The sequence below is a fragment of the Streptomyces sp. NBC_00461 genome (assembly GCF_036013935.1).
Lineage (GTDB): Bacteria > Actinomycetota > Actinomycetes > Streptomycetales > Streptomycetaceae > Streptomyces.
Map to the genome: position 1 here is coordinate 1,574,315 of NZ_CP107902.1, position 21,718 is coordinate 1,596,032.

Annotated in this window: 25 protein-coding genes; 9 read left to right on the plus strand and 16 right to left on the minus strand. The window is 71.2% G+C overall.

Annotated features, from left to right (window positions below):
• Positions 1 to 10 precede the first annotated feature (10 nt).
• Complete coding sequence (locus OG870_RS07700) at positions 11 to 484, plus strand: hypothetical protein (RefSeq protein ID WP_266841498.1); 474 nt, start codon at positions 11 to 13, stop codon at positions 482 to 484.
• Positions 485 to 515: 31 nt separating this feature from the next.
• On the opposite strand, the gene OG870_RS07705 is transcribed toward OG870_RS07700, so the two are convergent.
• The 7 genes from OG870_RS07705 to OG870_RS07735 all read right to left on the minus strand — a co-directional run bounded on the left by OG870_RS07705 (position 516) and on the right by OG870_RS07735 (position 6,658).
• Positions 516 to 1,037, minus strand: a complete 522-nt coding sequence (locus tag OG870_RS07705; protein WP_266531378.1) for a hypothetical protein — start codon at positions 1,035 to 1,037, stop codon at positions 516 to 518.
• Positions 1,038 to 1,138: 101 nt separating this feature from the next.
• Positions 1,139 to 1,822 (minus strand): uracil-DNA glycosylase, encoded by a 684-nt coding sequence (locus OG870_RS07710; protein WP_266531376.1) that lies wholly within the window; start codon positions 1,820 to 1,822, stop codon positions 1,139 to 1,141.
• 120 nt (positions 1,823 to 1,942) lie between these two features.
• Positions 1,943 to 3,526 carry an ABC transporter substrate-binding protein gene (locus OG870_RS07715; protein WP_266586168.1) on the minus strand — a complete coding sequence of 528 codons (1,584 nt, stop codon included), beginning with the start codon at positions 3,524 to 3,526 and terminating at the stop codon, positions 1,943 to 1,945.
• Positions 3,527 to 3,735: 209 nt separating this feature from the next.
• Complete coding sequence (locus tag OG870_RS07720; protein WP_266586166.1) at positions 3,736 to 4,497, minus strand: SDR family oxidoreductase; 762 nt, start codon at positions 4,495 to 4,497, stop codon at positions 3,736 to 3,738.
• Between the two features lie 14 nt (positions 4,498 to 4,511).
• Positions 4,512 to 5,273 carry a 3-oxoacyl-ACP reductase FabG gene (fabG, locus tag OG870_RS07725; protein ID WP_266531370.1) on the minus strand — a complete coding sequence of 254 codons (762 nt, stop codon included), beginning with the start codon at positions 5,271 to 5,273 and terminating at the stop codon, positions 4,512 to 4,514.
• A 174-nt stretch (positions 5,274 to 5,447) separates the two neighbouring features.
• Complete coding sequence (locus OG870_RS07730) at positions 5,448 to 5,876, minus strand: DUF3037 domain-containing protein (RefSeq protein ID WP_266531404.1); 429 nt, start codon at positions 5,874 to 5,876, stop codon at positions 5,448 to 5,450.
• Between the two features lie 17 nt (positions 5,877 to 5,893).
• The gene (locus OG870_RS07735; protein ID WP_266531368.1) at positions 5,894 to 6,658 is read right to left on the minus strand and encodes a HipA family kinase; all 765 of its coding nucleotides are present in this window, start codon (positions 6,656 to 6,658) and stop codon (positions 5,894 to 5,896) included.
• A 187-nt stretch (positions 6,659 to 6,845) separates the two neighbouring features.
• On the opposite strand from OG870_RS07735, the gene OG870_RS07740 reads away from it, so the two are divergent.
• Entirely contained in the window at positions 6,846 to 7,334 is a 489-nt protein-coding gene (locus OG870_RS07740; protein WP_327690789.1) for a Rieske (2Fe-2S) protein, read from the plus strand.
• Here OG870_RS07740 and OG870_RS07745 read toward each other — a convergent pair.
• The gene (locus OG870_RS07745; RefSeq protein WP_266531364.1) at positions 7,321 to 7,971 is read right to left on the minus strand and encodes a cysteine hydrolase; all 651 of its coding nucleotides are present in this window, start codon (positions 7,969 to 7,971) and stop codon (positions 7,321 to 7,323) included. The two genes, OG870_RS07740 and OG870_RS07745, sit on opposite strands and share 14 nt — an antisense overlap.
• Before the next feature lie 143 nt (positions 7,972 to 8,114).
• Here OG870_RS07745 and OG870_RS07750 point away from each other — a divergent pair, with 143 nt between their 5' ends.
• A complete protein-coding gene (locus tag OG870_RS07750; protein ID WP_266531361.1) occupies positions 8,115 to 8,582 on the plus strand; it encodes a pyridoxamine 5'-phosphate oxidase family protein in 468 nt (155 codons plus the stop codon).
• 10 nt (positions 8,583 to 8,592) lie between these two features.
• On the opposite strand, the gene OG870_RS07755 is transcribed toward OG870_RS07750, so the two are convergent.
• On the minus strand, positions 8,593 to 9,495 hold the full coding sequence (locus OG870_RS07755) for a LysR family transcriptional regulator (protein WP_266531359.1): 903 nt from the start codon (positions 9,493 to 9,495) through the stop codon (positions 8,593 to 8,595).
• Positions 9,496 to 9,569: 74 nt separating this feature from the next.
• Here OG870_RS07755 and OG870_RS07760 point away from each other — a divergent pair, with 74 nt between their 5' ends.
• Positions 9,570 to 10,496 carry a DMT family transporter gene (locus OG870_RS07760; RefSeq protein ID WP_266531357.1) on the plus strand — a complete coding sequence of 309 codons (927 nt, stop codon included), beginning with the start codon at positions 9,570 to 9,572 and terminating at the stop codon, positions 10,494 to 10,496.
• Positions 10,497 to 10,666: 170 nt separating this feature from the next.
• Here the strand turns inward: OG870_RS07760 and OG870_RS07765 are convergent, their stop codons facing one another.
• Positions 10,667 to 11,998, minus strand: coding sequence for an aminotransferase class I/II-fold pyridoxal phosphate-dependent enzyme (locus OG870_RS07765; protein WP_266531355.1), 1,332 nt, complete (start codon positions 11,996 to 11,998; stop codon positions 10,667 to 10,669).
• Positions 11,999 to 12,072: 74 nt separating this feature from the next.
• Here OG870_RS07765 and OG870_RS07770 point away from each other — a divergent pair, with 74 nt between their 5' ends.
• Both OG870_RS07770 and OG870_RS07775 read left to right on the plus strand, forming a co-directional pair.
• Positions 12,073 to 12,759 (plus strand): pyridoxamine 5'-phosphate oxidase family protein, encoded by a 687-nt coding sequence (locus OG870_RS07770; RefSeq protein WP_266586160.1) that lies wholly within the window; start codon positions 12,073 to 12,075, stop codon positions 12,757 to 12,759.
• Entirely contained in the window at positions 12,759 to 13,391 is a 633-nt protein-coding gene (locus tag OG870_RS07775) for an FMN-binding negative transcriptional regulator (protein WP_266586158.1), read from the plus strand. The genes OG870_RS07770 and OG870_RS07775 overlap by 1 nt, the downstream gene beginning before the upstream one ends.
• A gap of 56 nt (positions 13,392 to 13,447) precedes the next feature.
• Here the strand turns inward: OG870_RS07775 and OG870_RS07780 are convergent, their stop codons facing one another.
• From OG870_RS07780 to OG870_RS07790, 3 genes are all read right to left on the minus strand, one after another.
• Entirely contained in the window at positions 13,448 to 14,392 is a 945-nt protein-coding gene (locus OG870_RS07780) for a DMT family transporter (protein ID WP_266531349.1), read from the minus strand.
• 173 nt (positions 14,393 to 14,565) lie between these two features.
• Positions 14,566 to 15,603, minus strand: a complete 1,038-nt coding sequence (locus OG870_RS07785) for an EamA family transporter (protein ID WP_405623640.1) — start codon at positions 15,601 to 15,603, stop codon at positions 14,566 to 14,568.
• 175 nt (positions 15,604 to 15,778) lie between these two features.
• A complete protein-coding gene (locus tag OG870_RS07790) occupies positions 15,779 to 16,324 on the minus strand; it encodes a Clp protease N-terminal domain-containing protein (protein WP_266586156.1) in 546 nt (181 codons plus the stop codon).
• A gap of 200 nt (positions 16,325 to 16,524) precedes the next feature.
• On the opposite strand from OG870_RS07790, the gene OG870_RS07795 reads away from it, so the two are divergent.
• Positions 16,525 to 16,713 (plus strand): hypothetical protein, encoded by a 189-nt coding sequence (locus OG870_RS07795; protein WP_266531343.1) that lies wholly within the window; start codon positions 16,525 to 16,527, stop codon positions 16,711 to 16,713.
• 150 nt (positions 16,714 to 16,863) lie between these two features.
• Positions 16,864 to 17,292 (plus strand): type II toxin-antitoxin system Rv0910 family toxin, encoded by a 429-nt coding sequence (locus OG870_RS07800; protein WP_266586154.1) that lies wholly within the window; start codon positions 16,864 to 16,866, stop codon positions 17,290 to 17,292.
• A 120-nt stretch (positions 17,293 to 17,412) separates the two neighbouring features.
• On the opposite strand, the gene OG870_RS07805 is transcribed toward OG870_RS07800, so the two are convergent.
• From OG870_RS07805 to OG870_RS07815, 3 genes are all read right to left on the minus strand, one after another.
• Positions 17,413 to 18,051: a PadR family transcriptional regulator gene (locus tag OG870_RS07805; protein WP_266531340.1), complete on the minus strand. Its 639-nt coding sequence runs from the start codon at positions 18,049 to 18,051 to the stop codon at positions 17,413 to 17,415.
• 157 nt (positions 18,052 to 18,208) lie between these two features.
• Positions 18,209 to 19,861 carry a thiamine pyrophosphate-binding protein gene (locus tag OG870_RS07810; protein ID WP_266531339.1) on the minus strand — a complete coding sequence of 551 codons (1,653 nt, stop codon included), beginning with the start codon at positions 19,859 to 19,861 and terminating at the stop codon, positions 18,209 to 18,211.
• Positions 19,858 to 20,643 (minus strand): cyclase family protein, encoded by a 786-nt coding sequence (locus tag OG870_RS07815; RefSeq protein ID WP_266531337.1) that lies wholly within the window; start codon positions 20,641 to 20,643, stop codon positions 19,858 to 19,860. Before OG870_RS07815 ends, OG870_RS07810 begins: the two co-directional genes overlap by 4 nt.
• A gap of 262 nt (positions 20,644 to 20,905) precedes the next feature.
• Between OG870_RS07815 and OG870_RS07820 the strand changes: the two genes are divergently transcribed.
• Complete coding sequence (locus OG870_RS07820) at positions 20,906 to 21,715, plus strand: PhzF family phenazine biosynthesis protein (RefSeq protein WP_266531335.1); 810 nt, start codon at positions 20,906 to 20,908, stop codon at positions 21,713 to 21,715.
• The last annotated feature ends 3 nt before the right edge of the window (positions 21,716 to 21,718 follow it).

Below are 21,718 nucleotides of genomic sequence, written 5' to 3' on the forward strand. Positions count from 1 at the left end.
TTGTTGCCGGGTGCATCGAACGACGACCACCGCAACGCTCCTGGTCACTGTGGCTGTCTCGGCCCTCACCGGCTGTGTGTCGGTCCAGCGCCCACCCGCGCCCGGCCCGCCGACGACGCCGTCCCTGCCGTCTGCGCCGCACCCGGCCGACGCGGCGGAGCCACAGATCGTGCAGGCGCCGGCCCGTGAGGCACTGGAGATGATCGGCCCGTCCCGCCGGGCGGAGCCGAAGGCACCCGAGCGGCACGTCCCGTCAGCCACGGCGCCGGCCCAACGGCCGCCGGCACCTCACCCGCCTCGGCACTCCCGTCCCCGGACGGCGCATCCGGAGTCCGGGCACCAGCGGCAGCCGCGCGTCGAGATCCCGGACGCAAGCGGGTCGGTCACCAAGGGCACGGACGTGTGCGCCCTCGGCAGGCAGTACGGGGGCTGGCGGGCGGGCAGTCCGGAGGCGGTCATCTGCGAGCAGACGTACGGGAGTTGAGGCGGCCGCGACGGGTCCGCGAAGCGTCCGGCTAGAGCCGCTGCCGCGGCGGCCCCCACCATCCGTCCCCGTCCCGCCCGCTCTCCCCCAGCCGCAGTTCCAGGCGCTCGATGGCCGCCCGCACCCCGTCCCCGTAGCTGTCGTCGTCCAGCGCACCGGCCGCGTCGCGGGCCCGGCGCAGATGGGTGCGGGCGGCTCCCCTGCGGCCGAGCTTCACGTAGTCGGCCGCCAGGTTCAGATGCAGGGACGGGCACAGGGCACGTACCGCGAGCACGCTCCCGTGTTCGGCGAGCCGGTCGTCCGTGAGTTCCTCGGCGGCCGTCAACGCCCTGAGGTCCCACGCCAGTTCGTCCGCGGGATCGTCCTGGGCGTCGGCCATGTAGTGGGCCAGGGTGCAGCGGTGCAGTGGGTCGCCGTCCTCGCCGATCTCGGCCCACAGCTCCAGATAGCGGTGCCGGGCCTCCTCGCGGTCGCCCGCGTGGTGCAGCATGACGACCTGCCCGATCCGCGTCATCACGGCATCCGGTGCCGCCTGCTCCTGTCCCTTGGCCACGGTGCCCTCCGGGGCGTCGTCGGTTTGTCCGTTCCCGACGCTAATTGGCTGAGGCTGGAATCCTGGTCAGGCAGCGCCGTCGTACCGAGGGCCGGTCGACGTCAGCCCAGGTTCGGGATCGTCCAGTCGATCGGCTGGTGGCCCTGGGCCGCGACCGCCTCGTTGATCTGCGTGAACGGGCGGGAGCCGAAGAACTTCTTCGCGGACAGCGGCGAGGGGTGCGCGCCCTTGACCACCGCGTGGCGGCTCTCGTCGATCAGCGGGAGCTTCTTCTGCGCGTAGTTGCCCCACAGCACGAAGACCGCCGGGTCGGGCCGGTCGGCCACCGCGCGGATCACCGCGTCGGTGAACTTCTCCCAGCCGCGGCCCTTGTGCGAGTTGGCCTCGCCGCCGCGCACCGTGAGCACCGCGTTGAGCAGCAGGACGCCCTGCCGAGCCCACGGCATCAGATAGCCGTTGTCCGGGATCGGGGTGCCCAGTTCCTGGTTCATCTCCTTGTAGATGTTGCGCAGGGAGGGCGGGGTCTTCACTCCGGGACGCACCGAGAAGCACAGTCCGTGGCCCTGGCCCTCGCCGTGGTACGGGTCCTGACCGAGGATCAGGACCTTCACCTGGTCGTAGGGCGTGGCGTCCAGGGCGGCGAGGACCTCCTCGCGAGGAGGGTGGACGGGACCCTTGGCCCGCTCCTCCTCGACGAACTCCGTCAGCTCCTTGAAGTAGGGCTGCTGCAGCTCGTCGCCCAGGACCCCGCGCCAGGACTCGGGCAGCATGGCGGTGTCGGTCACGTCAACTTCCTTACGGTGTGCGGTGAACGGTGGTGCTGGATGAGGTGTGGTCTCACGTCCAGGCCTCAGAACCTACAGGCGGGCACTGACAATCGGCCCGGCCACCGCACAAACCCGGCGCTACCAGCTGGTCTTGCGGTACAGCTCCCCCATCAGCATGATCGTCGACGGGTCCAGGGCCTGCTCCGCCCCGGAGATCTCGTCGCTCGCGGCCACGAACTGCTTGCCCTGCCACAGCGGCAGCAGCCGTGCGTCCTTCACGAGGATCTGCTGGGCCTGCTCGAAGTCCGAGACCACGTCGGCCCGGTCGCTCTCGCTGCGGGAGCGGGGCAGCAGCACCCCGGTGATCTCGGGCGCCGGATACGGCGTGCCCAGCGCGTTCTGGTTGCCGACGAACGGCGCGATGAAGTTGTCGGGGTCGGGGAAGTCGGGAGACCAGCCACGCCCGAACACCGGGTACTCGCCCTTCTGGTAACCCGTCACATACGTCTTCCAGGGACGGCTCTTGAGAGTGATCGTGAAGAGCCCGGAGTCTTCCAGCTGGCGCTTGATCTCCGCGAACTCCAGCTTGGTGGAGGAGCCGTAGCGGTCGGTGGTGTACCAGAGGGTGAGCGGGACGCGCTGGGTGATGCCGGCGTCGGTGAGGATCTTGCGGGCCTTGGTGGTGCTGGGGCTTCCGAAGTCGTCGAAGAAGTCGGTGGTGTGGCCGGTCAAGCCCTTCGGGACCATGGAGTACAGCGGCTCGACCGTGTCCCTGTAGACCTTGTGCGCGATCGCGCCGCGGTCGACGACCTGGGCGACGGCCCTGCGGACCGCGGGCTTGTCGGCCCAGGGGTCCTTGGGGTTGAACACCAGGTAGTTGATCTCGGTGCCGGAGCCCTCGATGATTTGGAGGTTCCCGCCGGCGTCGTGCTTCTGGAGGTCGACGATGTCGTCCGCGTTGATACCGCGGAAGGCGACATCGAGCTTCTTGTCCTTCAGCGCGGCGACCATGGTGGCGGAGTCCTGGAAGTAGCGGATGGTCACCGCGTCGTTCTTGCGCTCGGCGTATCCCTTGTAGCTGTCGTTCTTGACGAGTTCGGCCTTCTTGCCGTCTATGTACGCGTGGAGCGTGTACGGCCCGGAACCGTAGACCTTGTCGTCCTTGCGCAGGGAGCCGGCCGGGTACTCCTCGGGGTCGACGATCGACATGGCCGGTGTCGCGAGCACGAACGGGAAGGTCGCGTCGGGCTTGTTGAGATGGAAGACGATCTTCCGGTCGCCCAGCGCCTGCACCCGGTCGAGGCTGCCGAGCAGGCCTGCGGGCCCGCCGTTGACGTTGATCCGGCGGATCCGGTCGATGGAGTGCTTGACCGCTTTCGCGTCGAGCGCGTGCCCGTCGGAGAACTTCAGTCCCGAGCGCAGCTCACAGGTGTACACCGTGTTCGAGTTGTCCGAGAAGCGGCAGTTGTCCGCCGCGTCCGGCTGCGGGGTGGTTGCTCCGGAGGGGTAACTGAGCAGCGTCTGGTAAATGTTGCGGAACAGTTCCCAGGACTGGTCCCAGGAAGCGGCGGGATCCAGCGTGCTGGGCGCGCTGGTCGTCCCGACGACGATGGGGCCCTTGTCGCCGGAGGAGCCCGACGACAGGATGCCGCACCCGGCCACCAGCGACGATATGGACGCGATGGCCGCCACTTGCCGCAGGCCTCGGTTCCGGTTGAACACGCGCTCGCTCCTCGATCTGCCGCACCAGGGTCGGCAGACCATACCGCAGTGCCGCAAGGGTTGAGCCGGGTTGTTACAGGGCACTTGATCAGCTTGTTTATGACGACGTTGTCATCCAGCCGCGCCCGTCCCGCGACGACAAGGGCGCCGTTTCCGTCAAGGAAACGGCGCCCTTGGGTGCCCGATCGTTACGTTCGCAACGGGTCGCGTCAGGAGACGCCGGCGTTCAGGAAGATGCCGCCGTCGACGACGATCGTCTGGCCGGTGACCCAGGCGGACTGCTCGGAGGTGAGGAACGCGGCGGCGCCACCGATGTCGGAGGGCACGCCGAGCCGGGCCAGCGGGTAGGCGGCGGCGGCCTCCTCCTCCCGGCCCTCGTAGAGAGCCTTGGCGAACTGGGTCTTCACCACGGCCGGGGCGATCGCGTTGACCCGCACCTTGGGCGCGAACTCGTGCGCGAGCTGCTGGGTCAGGTTGATCAGCGCGGCCTTGCTGACGCCGTAGGCGGCGATGAAGGGCGAGGGCGCGAGACCCGCGACGGACGCGATGTTCACGATCGTCCCGCCGTTGTCCTTCTGCCAGGCGTGCCAGGTCTTCTGGGCGAAGCCGAGCGCGGAGATCACGTTGGTCTCGAAGACCTTGCGCGCGACGTCCAGGTCGAGGTCGGCGATCGGGCCGAACACCGGGTTCGTACCGGCGTTGTTGACCAGGTGGTCGACGCGGCCGAAGGCCTCCATCGTGCGCTCGACGACCTCGGCCTGATGGCCCAGGTCGTGCGCCTTGCCGGCCACACCGATGACGCGCTCGGCGCCGAGCTTCTCGACGGCCTCCTTGAGGGCGTCCTCGTTGCGGCCGGTGATGGTCACACGGTCGCCGCGGGCGATCAGCGCCTCGGCGACGCCGTAGCCGATGCCGCGGCTGGCGCCCGTGACGATGGCGACCTTGCCGGAGAGTTCGGGCAGTTCAGTCATGGGGTCGTGTTCTCCTAGTCGAGCGGTCCGCCGGCGACGTACAGGACCTGGCCGGAGACGAATCCGGCCGCCTCGCCCGCGAAGAAGGCGATGGCGTTGGCGATGTCGTCCGGCTCGCCGACCCGCGCCACGGGGATCTGGGTGGCGGCCGCGGCCTTGAAGTCCTCGAAGCCCATGCCGACGCGGTCGGCGGTGGCCTTCGTCATCTCGGTGGCGATGAACCCGGGGGCCACGGCGTTGGCGGTGATGCCGAACTTGCCGAGCTCCTTGGCAAGGGTCTTGGTGAAGCCCTGCAGACCGGCCTTGGCGGCCGAGTAGTTGACCTGGCCGCGGTTGCCGAGCGCCGAGGACGAGGACAGGTTGACGATACGGCCGAAGCCGGCGTCGACCATGTGCTTCTGAACGGCCTTGCACATCAGGAACGCGCCGCGCAGGTGCACGTTCATGACGGTGTCCCAGTCGGAGACGTTCATCTTGAACAGCAGGTTGTCGCGCAGCACGCCCGCGTTGTTGACGAGGATGGTCGGCGCGCCCAGTTCCTCGGCGACGCGCGCGACGGCGGCCTCGACCTGCGCCTCGTCGGAGACGTCGGCACCGACCGCGAGGGCCTTGCCGCCGGCCGCGGTGATCTTCTCCACGGTGTCCTTGCAGGCGGCCTCGTCGAGGTCGATCACGGCGACCGCGTGGCCCTCCGCGGCCAGTCGTACGGCGGTGGCGGCACCGATGCCGCGCGCCCCTCCGGTGACCACGGCGACCCGCTGCTCAGTGGTGGACATGTCTGCTTCTCCTCGCCCTCGAGAAAGTAGGCCCGCTCGAAAGTACGGCGGCTGGAAAGTACGTCGACCCGACTCTACGCCCGCTGGGTGAGCGACCGCTTAGTACCTTCGGCAGACGTGACGCTAGAAGGCCTGGCACTCGGTGTCAACGGCGCGCGGCGCCGGTGTGATCCATTACCTCACCAGCAGGTCGAGCAGGCGCTCCGTTTCGGCCGCCGGATCGGCGGTGAGCCCAGTGTGCACCGGACCGGGCTGGACGACCGTGGAGCGCGGCGCGATCAGCCAGCGGAAGCGGCGTCCGGCGTCGTCGCCCGCGGCCTGTCCCGCCGCGTCCCCGCCGCCGCACACGCCCTCGACGGCGTCGAGGGCGGCCCGGATGCCGGCCACGTCCGCGCCCGGGTCGAGGGCCAGCAGCCGCGCCTCTTCCAGGTGGGTACGGGCGCCGACGTAGGCCTGGGCGCGGCAGTACAGGAGCACCCCGGCGTTGATGCACTCGCCGCGCTCGACGCGGGGCACGACCCGCAGCAGGGCGTACTCGAAGACATCCCGGTCGTTGGCCTCGCTGCCCCTGATGATGTGGCGCTCGACCACATGTCCGGCCATGTGGATGTGGCGCTCGCTCACTTGCTCTCCTCGATTCCGGTGACGCGCTCGTGGACGGCGGCGGCCCGCGCGAGCAAGGGGCGCGCATACGCCCGTCTGAGGTCGTCCGGTGAGTCGAAGCCGGGTTCGTCGGCCAGCCAGACGTCCGGGATCTCGGCGGTGACCTCGGCCAGCAGGTCCTCGGTGACGCGGGGTGCCAGGTCGGCGGCGGCGCCCGCGAGATCGGGGGCGAAGCGGGCGAGGGTGTGGTCCGAAGCGTCGTAGGGGCGGGCCGCGGAGGCCTGTGCGCCGGGCCAGTTGTGGTGCCAGATCATCGTGGCGCCGTGGTCGATGAGCCACACCTCGCCGTGGTGCATCAGAAGGTTGGGGTTGCGCCAGGAGCGGTCGACGTTGTTCACCAGCGCGTCGAACCAGACGATCCGCCCGGCCTCCTCGGGGCTCACGCGGAAGGCGAGCGGGTCGAAGCCGAGGGCACCGGAGAGGAAGTCCATGCCGAGATTGGTGCCGCCGCTGGATCTCAGCAGCTCCTGCACCTGCTGGTCGGGCTCGCCGAGCCCCAGCACCGCGTCGAGGCGGATCGTCACGAGCCGCGGCACCCGGAGGCCGAGCCGACGGGCGAGTTCACCGCAGACGACCTCGGCGACCAGTGTCTTGCGGCCCTGTCCGGCGCCGGTGAACTTCATGACGTACGTCCCGAAGTCGTCGGCCTCGACGAGTCCCGGCAGCGATCCGCCCTCCCGCAGGGGCGTGATGTAGCGGGTCGCGATCACTTCCTTGAGCATCGCCCCAGGCTACTGGGGCGGCGGCGGGCCCCGGGCGCGCGGGGCGCCGAGATCGACAGCAAAGCGACAGCGCGGTTTTACCCACCTCCGAGCGCGATGGGGTCAAGCTCTCGACTGCGTCTGAACAACCGGTGCACGCAGCCCGTACCCCCTCACAGATGAATCTTGATTGGAAGGGAACGTCAGCATGAGCCGCGAATCACTTCCCCCCGTTGCGGGCCCCGCCCGCCGTACCGTCATCGCGGCGGTGGGCGCGGCGGGACTCGCCGTCGCGCTGACCGCATGCGGATCGGACGACGGCTCCTCCGACTCCTCGAACACACAGGCCGGCGCCAAGGCGAGCGGCGGCGAATCCGGCGCGGGCGGCAATGCCTCGTCCGGCTCCGGCGGCACCGCCCTCGCCAAGACCTCCGACATACCGGAGGGCGGCGGCAAGGTCTTCAGCGAACATCAGGTGGTGGTCTCGCAGCCGAAGGCGGGCGAGTTCAAGGCCTTCACGACCATCTGCACCCACCGGCAGTGCCCGATGACGGACCTCCAGGACGACATCCTGGTCTGTGCCTGCCACGGCAGCCGCTTCTCCGTCACCGACGGCAGTGTGAAGCACGGCCCCGCCCTCGAACCGCTGGGCGCCAAGAAGATCACCGTGGACGGGGACTCGATCACGCTCGCCTGATCCGGCGCCGCCGGCTGAGGCAGGCCAGCACCTCGTCCGTGGTCGCGACCGTGGCGACCAGCGCGAGGGTGTGGCGGATCATCGCGGATGTGTAGTCGGAGGGCACTCCCGCGACGGCGTCGGACGGCACTACGACGGTGTAGCCGCGGTTCACGGCGTCGAAGACGGCGTTCGGGATCGCCACGTTGGCCGAGACACCGGTCACGACCAGCGTGCGGCAACCCAGGTTGCGCAGCAGGGCGTCGACGTCGGTGCCCTGGATCGGGGACAGTCCGTGCAGTCGTCGTACGACGAAGTCCTCTTCGGCGACCTCGATGGGGGCGGCGACGCGCACCGCCGTGGTGCCGGACAGCTGCTGGACGGGCAGCCGTCCGGCGGCGCGGAAGAGGCGGGCGTTGCGGTTCGCGCCGCGGCCGTCCGGGCGGCGCTCGGCGATCGCGTGGACGACCTGGATGCCGTTCTCGTGCGCGGCCGCCACCAGCCGGGCGACGTTGAGGAGGGCTCCCGACGAGCGTGCCTCCCGGGCCAGTTCGGGCAACGCGCTGTCCGGGCCGACCACCCCCTGCTGGCACTCGACCGTCAGCAGCACGGTGGCCGCCGGGTCGAGGAGTTCGCTGAGCTGTTCGTACGACGGCACGGTTCCCCCTCGTGGGCGGCGGTCCGGAGCGCGCGAGCGTAACGGCCATTGCGTACGGACGGAAGACGTCCCATCCTTTTCTGACGTGATGTCAGAGGATCACTGGAGTTCCTCTGGCACGACGTGAGAGAAGAGGGGGCCGCATGACCGTCACTCAGCGCCGGGGCCGGAAGATCATGATGACGCCGGGCGAGCTGGACGAGTTCCTCGCCACCCAGCGCACCTGCCGGGTCGCCACCGTCTCGGCGGGCGGTGCTCCGCACGTGAGCACGCTGTGGTTCGCCTGGGACGGCACATCGATGTGGCTGTACTCCGTCGTGCGCAGCAAGCGCTGGACCGACCTGCGACGCGATCCCCGGGTCGCGGTCGTGGTCGACACCGGCGAGGAGTACGACGAGCTGCGCGGCGTGGAGCTGTCCGGATCGGTGGAGTTCGTCGGCGAGTTCCCCCGCACCGGGGAGCTGTGTGCCGAACTCGACGTCCCGGAGACGCTGTTCGCCCGGAAGAACTTCAACCTGGAGGAGATGCCGCACGACGGCCGGCACGCCTGGGTGCGGCTGACCCCGGAGAAGATCGTGTCCTGGGACTTCAGCAAGCTGGGTCCGGCGTAGGCCCGCCCGGTCAGCCGACCTGCAGCGCCGCTTCCTGCAACGCCTCCGCCGCCGCCCGGATCGACGGGCGGCGGTCGGCGTCCGCGCGCCAGACGGCGTAGATCTGCCGCCGCACCGACTGGCGCACGGGCACGGCCCGCACGCCCTCCGGGAGCGGACCGCGCCCCAGCCTCGGCGCCACGCACACCCCGAGGCCCGCGCCGACCAGGGCGAGCTGAGTGGGGTGCTCCTCGGCGCGGTGGGCGACGCGCGGCTCGATGCCCTTGGAGCGCAGCGTGTGGATCAGCCACTCATGGCAGAACTCGCTCTCGCCCCAGGTGATCCAGTCGTCCTCGGCGAAGTCCTCCAGGTCCACCTCGGCCCGTTCCGCGTACGGGTGGTCCGAGGGCATCGCCACGTCGGCGGTGTCGTCGAGGATGACGGCCTTGGCGAGCCCGTCGGGCACCGGCAGCGGCCGGTTGTACCAGTCGAGGACGACGGCCAGGTCCAGATCACCGCGCATGACGGCGAGCACGGCGGGCTCGGGCTCCATCTCCCGCGAGGTGACGCGCAGACCCGGATGCACCGAGCGCAGCCGGGACAGCGCGGCCGGGAACAGACCGCGCGCCGCGGTCGGGAACGCGGCAAGCCGCAACTCCCCCACCACTTCGCCGCGGTGCGCCTCCAGGTCGGACTGGGCGAGCTCGACCTGCGACAGGATGCGTGCCGCGTGCTCGGCGAGCAGTCTGCCCGCGTCCGTGAGCCGCACCCCGCGTCCGTTCTTCGCGAGGAGCTGCTGGCCGACCTCGCGCTCCAGCTTGGACATCTGCTGGGAGACCGCCGACGTCGTGACGTGCAGCCCCTCGGCGGCACCGCTGACGGAGCCGTGCCGGGCGAGGGCGTCGAGGGTGCGCAGACGCTCCAGATTCAACATGTAAGCAATGCTACGACATAGTCGATGCGAAAACTCGATTGTGCTACGACGTAGCCTGGAGCATCGTTACGACCATGACCACCGCGACCGCGCCCCGGACCCCTGTCCGCGCCCCTGCCCGCCGCCCCGCTCTCGACTGGCGCCTGCGCTTCGGAGCCCTCTCCGCTATCTGGGGCTTCAGCTTCCTGCTGATCAAGGTCGGCACGGAGGGGTACGCACCGTTCCAGGTCACCCTGGGGCGGCTGGTGTTCGGTACGGCGGTGCTCGCGGCGACGATGGTGGTGAAGCGGGAGCGGCTGCCGCGCGGGGCACGGACATGGGGGCACCTGGCGGTCGCCGCCTTCCTGCTGAACGCGCTGCCCTTCTCGCTGTTCGCCTACTCCGAGCTGACCATTCCCTCCACACTGGCGGGCATCTGCAACGCGACCTCGCCGCTGTGGGGCATGGCCCTGTCCCTGGTCGCCCTCTCCGAGGACCGGCCCACGCGGGTCCGAGTCGCGGGTCTCGGTCTCGGGTTCCTCGGCGTTCTGACGGTCCTCGGCGCATGGCAGGGATTCAGCGGTCTGGACGCCAGGGGCACGGCGATGGCCTTGCTGGCGTCGCTGAGCTATCCGATCGGCTGGATCTACGTCCGCCGGACCCTGGCCGGAAGTTCCCACTCCCATCTGTCCATGACCGGTGCGCAGTTGTTGCTCGCGACGGCACAACTTGCTGTCGTCACACCGTTGTTCACATCGTTCCCGGTGCGTTTCGCTCCGGTGCCGCTGCTTGCGATAGCGGCGCTGGGGGCGCTCGGGACGGGCTTGGCCGTCCTCATCCAGTACGGGTTGGTCGCCGAAGTCGGGCCGACGACGGCGCAGATGGTCACCTACTTCATTCCGGTCATCGCCACGGCGGCGGGGGTGGCGATCCTCGGGGAGTCGCTGCGGTGGTCGACTCCGGTCGGGGCGGTGGTGGTGCTGGCGGGGGCGGCTCTCACTCAGGCTCGGCGGGGCGCCTGACGGGGCGGGCGCCAGGGCCATGGGCACGGGGCGGGCCTCGGAGCCGTGCGCCCCTGTGGAATGCGGGGCGGCTCGTCGCACCCTCCACGCCGCGAAGCCGCACATCGATGGAGCCCAGCGCCCCTTGACCGGCTGCTCCATCCGCTTTCCGCTGCCGCTGCCGCCGCGGACTACACGTAGGTCCGGGTCGGCGGTGGGACCAAGGCTTCCGCGATCGCGTCAGCCAAGGGGCCGACCTCCTCCGGCGCGAGGGTCGCGACCGTGATCCGGATGCCCGGACGGGCACTCATTCTGAAGCGGGCGCCCGGGGCCACCGCCCACCCTCCGTGCAGCAGGCGGGCGACGGCGCCGGTTTCGTCGGGCACCGGGATCCAGACGTTCAGGCCGCTGCGGCCGTGGGCCTCGACGCCGCGCTGTGCGAGCGCGTCGATCAGCAGGTCCCGACGGTTGCGGTAGGCCGCCGCCACCGTGCGCGTGTCGAGTACGCCGTCGGCCCACAGCCGTACGACGGCACGCTGGGTGATACGGCTGACCCAGCCGGGGCCGAGGCGGTGCCGGCCGGCCACCCGGTCGACGGTGACGGGGTCGCCGGTGAGGACCGCGAGGCGCAGGTCGGGGCCGTAGGCCTTGGCGACCGAGCGCACGAACGCCCAGTGACGGGTGACGCCGGCGAGGGGGTGCAGGGGGAGGTCGACGATGCCGTGGCCGTGGTCGTCCTCGACGAGGAGGGTCTCCGGGTGCTCACGGAGGACGGCGCGCAGGGCACGCGCGCGCGTGGCGGTCACCGCGGCGCCGGTCGGGTTCTGCGCGCGGTCCGTGACGATCAGGGCGCGTGCGCCGGCCTCCAGGGCCCGCCGTACGTCGGAGGGCAGCGGCCCCTCGTCGTCCACCCCCACCGGCGCCGTGCGCAGCCCGACCGCCGGGACGAGATCCAGCAGGCTGCCCCACCCCGGGTCCTCCACGGCGACGGTGTCCCCCGGCTTGAGATGCGCCGCGAGCACGCGCTCGATGGCGTCCAGCGAGCCGGACGCGACGGTCAGCGGACCCTCCGGCACCCCGTCGGCGTCCAGTGCCGCGCGCGCGATCCGCGCCAACTCCGGCTCCACGAGGGCGTCTCCGTACAGCACGGGCTCCCGGTCACCTTGCTCACCCGCCGCCGCGAACGCCTTCGCCAATGACGGCAGCAGCGCCGGATCGGGGTTGCCGTTCGCCACGTCCCGTACCCCTTCCGGCACATCCATCCGCGCGTAGTCACGCCCCGTGGTGGCCGGCTTGGACCGCACCCGGCTGCCCCTGCGCCCGGCCGTCTCGATGACCCCGCGCTCCCGCAGGATCCGGTACGCGGACGCGACCGTATTGGCGTTCACACCCAGCTCGACCGCCAACTCCCGCATCGGCGGCAGCAGTTGTCCCGGTTCCAGCTCGCCGGACCCCACCGCACGCTCGACGCTCGACGCAATCTCCGCTGCGCGTCGCCCCTCGATCCGATATCCTTCTAGCACAAAGAAGATTATGCACTAGTGCAATACACATCGCAACACGGACAGCAGCACCGCGCAGAGCAATGGAGATCGCCATGCAGGGGACCCGGCAACAGCCGACGTCGCAGCCCACCGCCTACACGCCGACCGACCGCACCGTCCCCACCCGGTCCGCGGAGCGGGCGTCGTACGACAAGGACCTCGTCCACGCGATACTCGACGAGGGCTATGTCTGTCATCTGGGCTTCGTCCGCGACGGGGCGCCGGTGGTGCTGCCGACGCTGTACGGGCGGGTCGGCGACCGGCTCTACGTGCACGGCTCGACGGGCTCGCGGCCGCTGCGGATGACCGGCCAGGCCGACCCCGGGCTCCCGGTGTGCCTGACAGTCACCCATGTCGACGCACTGATCCTCGCCCGGTCGGCCTTCCACCATTCGATCAACTACCGGTCCGTGGTGGTGCACGGCATCGCACACGACGTGACGGACCCCGAGGAGAAGCGGGCGGCCCTGGACGCGCTGGTGGACCACGTCGTGCCGGGCCGAGCGGCCGACTCCCGGCCCGCGAACAAGAAGGAACTGGCCGCCACCGCCGTGATCCGGCTCGACCTGAACGAGATCTCCGCCAAGCTCCGCACCGGCGGTGTGAACGACGAGCCCGAGGATCTCGCCCTGCCGCACTGGGCCGGCGTCGTCCCGCTGAGGAAGGGCTACGAACTCCCGGTGCCCGACGCCGACCTGGCACCCGGCACCGAGCTGCCCGACTATCTGACGGTGCGGTGATGCTGATCCATCCCTGGGACGCCGGTCGCGACGACGCCGAGTGGCAACAGTGGCTCTCCGTCCACGACTTCGGGCAGCTCGCCGTCAACGGCCTGCCGGGCGAGCCGCCGTACGTCCAGCCGCTCCACTTCCTGTACGACGCCGAGCGCGGCGAGGTCCTCACCCACCTCGCCCGGCCCAACCCCCTGTGGCCCGCCCTGGAGGCGAACCCGGACGTCGTGCTGAGCGTGGTCGACGACTACGTGTACGTCCCCGGCCCCTGGCAGGCCCCGCCGGACGCCCCGTCCGAGCACGGCACGCCGACGAGTTTCTACGCGGCGGTCCAACTCCGTTGCCGGGCCCAGGTGGTGGACGACCCGGCCGAGAAGGCGGAGCTGCTCAACCGTCAGGTCGGCCATTTCCAGCCGGACGGCGGATCGGCGCCGGTCGCGGTGGGCGAGGCACCGTTCGGCAGGCTCGTACCGGGCCTGCGTGGCCTGCGGCTCGACGTGGTCGACGTACACGCGAAGTTCAAGTACGCCAACCACCGGCCGCGGGAGGTGCAGGACCAGGTCGTGGCTGGACTTGAGGCGCGCGACGGCGCCAGGGACACGTTGGCCCGGGAACACCTCCTGCGGCGGCGAGCCCGGTAGCCGACGGCGCGGAGAGACCGGGGTACGGGTCCGGCGCGGGACTCCGCATCCGGGGCTCAGACGGGCACCGGGTCCTTCGTCGCCGCGCCTCGCGCCTCCGCGAGAGCCAGCCCGGCGACCGAGCCGAGCATCAGCAGTGTGCCCGCCATGGTGGCCGCGGTGAGCCGTTCACCGAGCAGGGCGACCGCCAGGATCGCCGCACCGACCGGCTCCAGCAGCATGATCACGGACACGGTGGCCGACCGGACGACGGCCGCGCCCGCGAAGTAGAGGCCATAGGCGAGGGCCGTGGGGACGCTGGTGATGTAGGCGAGCAGCAACAGGGTCTGAGCCGGGTGGGCCGCAGGCGGGAAGAGCCCCTCGGCCAGGGCGAACGGCAACAGGCACAGGCTGGTCACCGCGAACGCCCCCACCGAGGTGTCGGACGCGTCCACTGCGCCGTACCGGCCCCACCACCGCGTGAGCAGGGTCATCACGCTGTACCCGGCCGCGGACAGCAGGGCGAGCAGCACACCCGACGGGCGTACGGACGTGCCCCCGCCGCCGAGCACGAGCACCCCGAGCCCGGCCAACGCCCCGACGACAGCGGCCACGCCGCCACGGCCGAGCCGCTCGCCCATGGTGAGCCGGGCGCCGACCGCGATGAGCACGGGGCCGGCGCCCAGCGTGACGACGGTGGCGACCGCGAGCCCGGTGGCGGACACGGCCGCGAAGTAGGCCGTCTGGAACACGGCGAGCCCGACACCGGTGACACCGACCCGCAGCGCCCTGCGGCCGAGCGGCTCGCGTACGACGGTGCGGACGCGCGGGCGCAGGAGGCGGGCGGCGAGCAGCAGGACGAGACCGCCCGCGCACCGCCAGAAGGAGAGGACGGCACAGCCCATGTCACTGGCCCGGTAGACCAGGGAGGCGGCCGCGCCCGCGGTGCCCCAGGCGACACCGGCGACGATCAGGAAGAGCAGGCCTCGCCCGACGGGCAGGCCAGAAGCAGCATTCGACACGAAGAGTCTCCGCAGAGTGCAGAAGTTCGGAAGGGCCCGGCGTCAGCGGGGCCGTGGACTTCTTCTGCGGGCAGCACCGTCCACCCGACCAGGTCGGGCGTGGATTCCGGAGGGCCCGCCTCAGGCGGCCGGAGGCGGAAGGACGAGTGCGTTCGCATGCATGATTGCGCAGCCTATGCGGCTGTTTCGCGGGAGGACAACTGCCTTTCCGGGCCGCCGCTCGCCACCGGCTCCGAAGACACCTTGGCGGGGGCCGACGACTGGGCGATGAACGCGCCCACCAGGACGACCGCGCCGCCGACGATCTGCGGCGCCGAGAGGTGCTCGCCGAGCAGCACCCAGGCCAGGACGGTGGCAACAACCGCTTCCAGGCAGGCCACGACGCCTGCGACCTGCGGCGAGAGCCTGCGCACCGACAGCACACCGGTGACGTACGCGAGGACTGTGGCAACGAGGACGATCCAGGCCAGCAGGACGAGGGCGGGGACCGGGGTGCCGTCCATCTGCGCGGTGCCCGTCAGCACGGACCAGTCCATGGTCCAGGGGCGGGCCACGGCGGTCAGGACCAGGGCGCCGATCAGCAGGCCGTACGCGATGACACCGAGCGGGTCGGGCGCGTCGTCGCCGGCGTCGCTGCCCTGGTCGGACAGGACGAAGTAGCCGACCTGGCAGCCCGCGGCGCCGAGCGCGAGCAGCAGGCCCACGGCGTCGAAGCTCAGTCCCGACCAGACCTCGACGACGCAGGCGAGCCCGCCGGCCGCGAGGAGCACGCCGAGCGCGGCGGCACGCGTCACCGGGCGCCGCTGCACGAATCGGACCCAGCCGAGGACGAGGGCGGGCGCGAGGTACTCGACGAGCAGCGCGACCCCGACGGGTATCCGGGAGATCGCCGCGAAGTAGCAGGCCTGCACACCGGCCACGGCGAGCAGTCCGAACCCGGCGAGCAGGGCTGGGCGGCGACGCAGCAGGGCGCGGTGGCGCACGGCGACCGGCAGCATCACCAGGGCCGCACCGGCCACGCGCAGCCACACCACGTGGAGCGGGTCGAGCCCCGCCTCGATCAGCGGCTTCGCGGCGACACCGGATCCGCCGAAGGCGAGCGCGGAGACGAGAGCGAGGCCGAGCCCGACGCCCTTGCCACTGCCGACGCCACTGCCACTGCCACTGCCGTTCCGGCCGCCCCGCCGGCTCTCAGACGTATGCACCGGCACATGATGACAGCCAACGACAGGAGCGTCACCCCCGATGACACCTGTCTCAATGACTGGACGGGCTCCACGGCCCGGCGGCATCCGCTGCCCCTGGGGTCCGCGGCACCTCAGCAGCCGGCCGCGGTCGAGCGCTCGGCCATGGCCGGATGGCCCGATGGCCCGATGGCCCCACAGCTCAGCGGCCCGGCCGGCCCCACTGCGGGTGTCGTTCCTCGATGCGGGCCAGCACGGCGCTCGTCTCGATGCCGGCCCGGTCGAGGACCTCGACGGCCCGTGCCTGTGGGTCGACGACGATCGCGGCGAGGAGGTCGATTCCGCCGGCCGGTTCGGGGCCACGGGCGGCGGCGCGGTCGCAGGCGTGGTCCATCGCGCCCGCGGCCAGCGGCGAGAAGGTCTCGGACTCCGTCACCGCGGGTACGGCGCCCGAGTCCTCGACGGAACCCTGCCAGCGCAGGCCGTAGCCGATGCTGCGCTGCACCAGGTAGCCGAGCAGCCGGGCGATCTCGGGCCCGTCGTCGAAGACGCCCCGCACCTCGGGGTCGTTCTCCACGAGCGAGTGCAGCAGATGGGCCGTATCGATCTGGCGGTCCCCTCCGCGCACGGCCCGGCGGCGCGCACCGGACACCACCGCTGCCAGCTCGGCGCTGAGCCTGGCATCGTTGTCCGCGCGGGGACCGACGGCCTGCTCACCGAACGACTGCGGAGGGATACGGGGTTGCACAACCCCAACCCCATCAGTCTCTTCGCCTCCGGTCATCCCCGAGGGGAAGCATTTCGGCGTCCCACACAGAGTGGACTCGGCAAGCTGGAATCTCCTCCTTACGGATGAGATCAGGCCGTTTTACCCGCAGGGGCGTGCGCCGCCTTGCCGCGCGCCTCGCGCGCAACCGCGGCGCGCCCGTCGGACGTCCCACCAGGTGCATGGAGAGCAGGTCCTGGCTGGTGTCCCTGCCGGCCGTCGACGGCAAGCAGTACGTGTACCGGGTGTACGCCCCGGAGGACGCACTGCCCGCCGACCTGTTCTGGGACGCCTGGCACTGCCACGACGAGAGCGCCTTCCCGCGCGCATGGGATCTCTTCGACGCCGCGGTGATACGCCGGATCGGCTGAAGCCCTCCCCACCGATTCCTCCGGCAACCTTGCGGCATTCATTCCAGCCGAACCATCCTCCACAATTCCTGACGGTTCATCAGTATTGAATGTTGCGACCCCTGCGGCTACTTTCCGCGACACCGAAGCCCGACACGAAGGGGTGGTCGCATGACCGAAGTCAGCGCGGAGGCTCGTATCGGGGCCCCCGCCGAGAAGGTGTGGGCACAGCTCACAAACTGGTCCGCGTACGGCGAGTGGAACGCGACCCACACCAGCTTCCCCAAGGGCGGCCCCGACAGCCTCGAAGTGGGCGGGACCTTCCAGGAGAACATGAAGCTCATGGGCTTCCCGGCCGAGGTCGAGTGGACCATCGAGGAGCTGGAACCGGGCCGGGTGTTCGGCACCCGGGGCAAGGGCCCGATGGCCGTGAGCGTCGCCAACCGTTACACGCTGACGCCCGACGGCGACGCCACAACGGTCCGCATCGACAGCGAGTTCACGGGCGCCGCCGTCTCGCTCATGGCGGGCAAGCTCAAGGACTCGGCGACGGCCGCGCTGAACGAGTCGCTGCGGAAGCTGGCCGGGCTGGTGGCCTGAGGCCGCGCGAAAGCCGCAGCCACGGCAGATACCGCGGACACGCGGACACGCGGACACCGCAGACACGAAGGCGCCCCGTGGATCGCTCCACGGGGCGCCTTCCTCACGGCGGGGAGGCCGTCAGTCCTCGTCGGCGAGGATCAGATACAGCTTCTTGCGGGCTTCGTTGATGACGGTCAGCGCCTTCTCGCGCTGCTCCTTGCTGCCGGTCTTCCAGACCTGGCCGAAGGCCTCCATCAGACCGAAGCCGGCCTGCCGGATCTCACCGAGCGCCTCGAAGTCGATACCGCGGGAGGCTTCCTCCCAGGGCGCGTCCGGGCCCTCGTCGGCCGCCACGCGGCCGGACTCGGTGAGGGAGAACAGTTTCTTGCCACCCTCGCTCGCGCTGGCGATCAGGCCTTCGTCCTCCAGCAGCTGGAGGGTGGGGTACACCGAACCCGGGCTGGGCTTCCACGCCCCGCCGCTGCGCTCGGCGATCTCCTGGATCATCTCGTAACCATGCATGGGCCGGTCCTTCAGCAGGGCCAGGATCGACGCTCGTACGTCGCCCCTCCGTGCCCTGCCGCGTGGTCCGCCACGCCCTCGAGGGCCCCAGGGGCCCGGACCGAAGCCGGGGCCGCCGAAACCGAAACCGGGGCCGTGACCGCCGCCCGGGCCACCCGGCCCGAAGGGGCCGAAGGCGCCACGCCGACCCTCGAAACCACCCCGGCCACGAGAGCCGGGTCCACCGTGTCCACGTTCGAATCCATGGGGACGCATCGCAATCACTCCATTCCATCGTTGATCTGTCGCGATGCGTCAACGATATATCGGAATAGTTCGCATGACAAGAGTCGACTGGAAGTCGGCAGAAGGAAGGGCCCGACCCCAGGTCAGGGCCGGGCCCGCGGGCGCTCGGTGGGCGCTCATTCAGCGGTCAATGACCGCGGAACGCCTCTTCCAGCCACCAGGCCCCGTGGTCGCGGGTCACCTTGGCGTCGATGAGGAGAGGTGCCGAGCGTGGCCCGGCGACCCAGTCCTGGACGGCCTTGAGGTCGGCCGGCGTACGAACGGTCACCGCCTCGAATCCGTAGCCGCGGGCGACGGCGGCGATGTCCGTCTCCGGGAAGGTGACCGTGTCGAGCGGGAAGCCGTCGGGGCCGAAGTGGTGCACCTCCGCTCCGTAGGCCTCGTCGTTGTAGACGACGACCACCATCGGCAGGCCGAGCCGGCGCACGGTGTCGAGTTCCACGGCGCTCATCAGCGCGCCGCCGTCCCCGAGGGCGGCCACGGGCAGGCGGTCCGGCTGCGCCAGGGCCGCCCCGATCGTCGTCGCGAGGCCGAGGCCGATCGACTGGAAGGCCTGGGTGAAGCAGAACCCGTCGTGGTCGGGGACCGAGAGGTAGGCGCTCGGGTAGCCCATGAAGTTGCCCGAGTCGACGCCGACGACCCGCTCGGCGGGGAGGATGTCGTCGAGCGCGATGCTGAGCGTGCGCGGATCGATCCGCTCCCGGGTGCCCTCGTCCTCGTACGGCACGTCCCGCCACCGTCCCCGCGCGGCGAGGGCTTCCGCGATGCCGGGCGTCCGGTAGCCCACGGCCTCCTCGCCGCCTGCCTCCAGCGCCCGTCGCGCGGTGCGCTCCACGTCTCCGGTGAGGCCGAGAGTGATCTCCCTGTGCGCACCGAGCGCCTCCGGGTCGTCGTCGACCTGTACGACGGTCGCGTCGGCGCCGATCAGACTGCCGTGCCGCATGGTCCACATGTTCAGTGCGCAGCCCCAGCCCACGATCAGGTCGGCGCCCTGGATCAGTTCGGTCGCCAGGGGCGAGGCGAAGCCGCCGGAGACGTCGAGCGACCAGGGGCTGCCCTGGAACAGGCCCCGGGCGACGGCCGAGGTCGCGAGCAGTGCGCCGTGCCGGTCGGCGAGTGCGGCCAGGGCGTCACGGGCTGCAGGGGTGCGGGCGCCGCGGCCGGCCACGAAGACCGGACGTCGGGAGCGTTCCAGCGCTCGTACGAGATCCGCCACCGCGCTCTGCGACGGCTCGGCCTGCTCCGGTGCGGACTCGGGTGCGGACAGCGGTACGGCGGCCGGTGCCACGCCGGCCGGCACGTCGAGGGCCTGCACCTCCAGCGGGAGGTTGAGCAGGACCGTGCACCGTTCGTACCGGGCCCTGCGCAGGGCGGCCCTGGCCTGCTCGACCGCGTCGTGCGCTGTCGTCAGGCGCGCGGTGACGGCCCCGACGGAGTGCCCCAACACGGCTTGTTCGATGCGGAAGTTGGACCGCTGCGCGGTCGCCTCGGCGGCCAGCACGAGCAGTGGCGTACGGCTCTTGGCCGCCTCGGTGATGCCGGTCAGGGCGTTGGTCAGGCCGGGCCCCTGGTGGACGCTGAGCGCGGCGACCGAGCCGCTCGTGCGGGCGTACGCGTCGGCCATGGTCGCCGCGCCGCCCTCGTGCCGTGCGGCGACGAAGCGGGCGCCGGCCGCCACCATCGCGTTGGTCAGATGGAAGTTGCCCGAGCCGACCACGCCGAAGACGTGGTCGATCCCCGAGGCGGTCAGCGCCCGTCCGACGGCTTCGGCGACCTTCATGACCGCTCCACCAGAGCGAGCACGCGCGCGGGTGCACCGGATCCCGAGACGATGGGCAGCGGAGCGGCGATGACAAGGGCGCCGGTCGGGGGCAGTGCCGCCAGGTTCTGCAGCTGGGTCAGCCCGTACTTGTCGGCGCCCAGAAGGTAGGAGTGGCAGGGGAACGGGGGCTCGAAGGAGTGCGCACGGCCCGCGTCCGTGCCGACCGTCTCCGTGCCGAAGCCGAGCACCGGCGACTCCTCGGCCACCCAGCGCGCGCACTCCGGTGACAGGCCGGGCGTGTGCGGACCGTTCTCGTCGGCGTTGAGGAACGCCTCCTGTGACGCGGAGCGGGCGTCCCAGCCGGTGCGCAGCAGCAGCCAGCCGCCGTCGGGCAGGGGCCCGTTGTCGGCCTCCCAGGTCTTGATGTGGTCCACCTCGACCAGGAAGTCGGGATCCTTCGCGGCCTGCGCGGAGAAGTCCAGCACGGCCGCCGGGGCGATCAGCCGGCCCGCCGGCACCGACGCCACGTCGGAGAGGTCTTTTCCGGTGACCCAGTGGACGGGTGCGTCGAAGTGGGTGCCGGTGTGCTCACCGCTGCGGAAGTTGTTCCAGTACCAGGCCGGGCCCCGGTCGTCGTAGCGGCTGATCTCCTCCAGTTCGAAGACCTGGGTCTGGCCGAACTGGGGCGGCAGCTGGATCACGGGGGTGGACGACGACAGCGGCGACGTGAGGTCGACGACCTCGATCGAACCACTCCGCAGCCCGGACAGCAGAGCGGCGAGCACGGACGGCTGGGACATGACGGCCTCCTGGCGGAGTTGGACTGTCAACGCCTGCGTGTACAGGGTGTCAGCCGACGGCCGGTTCTCCGAGCCCTGTGGCCCGGTCGGACGTGGGAGACGGGCCGTGCGGCGTCTCCTGCGCGTGAGGCTCCCCGCGACGGTCCCCATCTGTTCGCGCGGGGGGGCGTGAGCCGTCCCGCGCGAACGGCACGCTGAAATCGGTCCAGCTTGCCGGAATTGGCCTTGGCCGACGGGCCGCGGCAGCGCCTAGCGTCAGAGCATGCGCATTCGAATCGTCGACGCCTTCACCGACCGTCCCTTCGGCGGCAACCCCGCCGGTGTCCTGCTCCTCGACGCCTTCCCGGACGACGAGCGGCTGCAGAAGATCGCCCTGGAGGTCAACCACGCGGAGACCGCTTTCGCGCACCGGCTGCCGGAGGGCGGGGAGGCCGACTGGGCGCTGCGCTGGTTCACGCCGGCCACCGAGGTCAACATGTGCGGCCACGCGACGCTCGCCACCGCCCACGTCCTGCACACCACCGGCGCCCACGAGGGCACGGTGCGCTTCGCCACCCGCAGCGGTGTTCTCGCCGCGACGCCCCAGGAGGACGGCTCGATCACCCTGGACTTCCCGACGGCACCGCTCACGCAGGTCCCGGTCCCGGCGGGGGTCGCCGAGGCGCTGGGCGCCGAGCCGCGTGCCGCCTTCGACACCGGCCCGAACGTCGGCGACCTGGTCCTGGAGCTCACCGCCGAGAAGACGGTCCACGCCCTCACCCCCGACTTCAGGGCGCTCGCCGCCTACGCCGAGCGCGGCATCATCGCCACCGCCCGCGCCGAGGACCCGTCCCAGGGCTACGACTTCGTCTCCCGCTGTTTCTTCCCGAACGTCGGCATCGACGAGGACCCGGTCACCGGCAGCGCCCACACCGCCCTCGCCCCGTTCTGGTCCGAGCGCCTGGGTCGCCCCGGCCTCACCGGACTGCAGGCCTCGTCCCGTTCTGGCTACGTCCGCACCGAGCTGCGCGGCGACCGCACGCTGCTGAGCGGACGCGCGGTCACCGTCATCGACGGCGAGCTGCTGGCGTAGCCG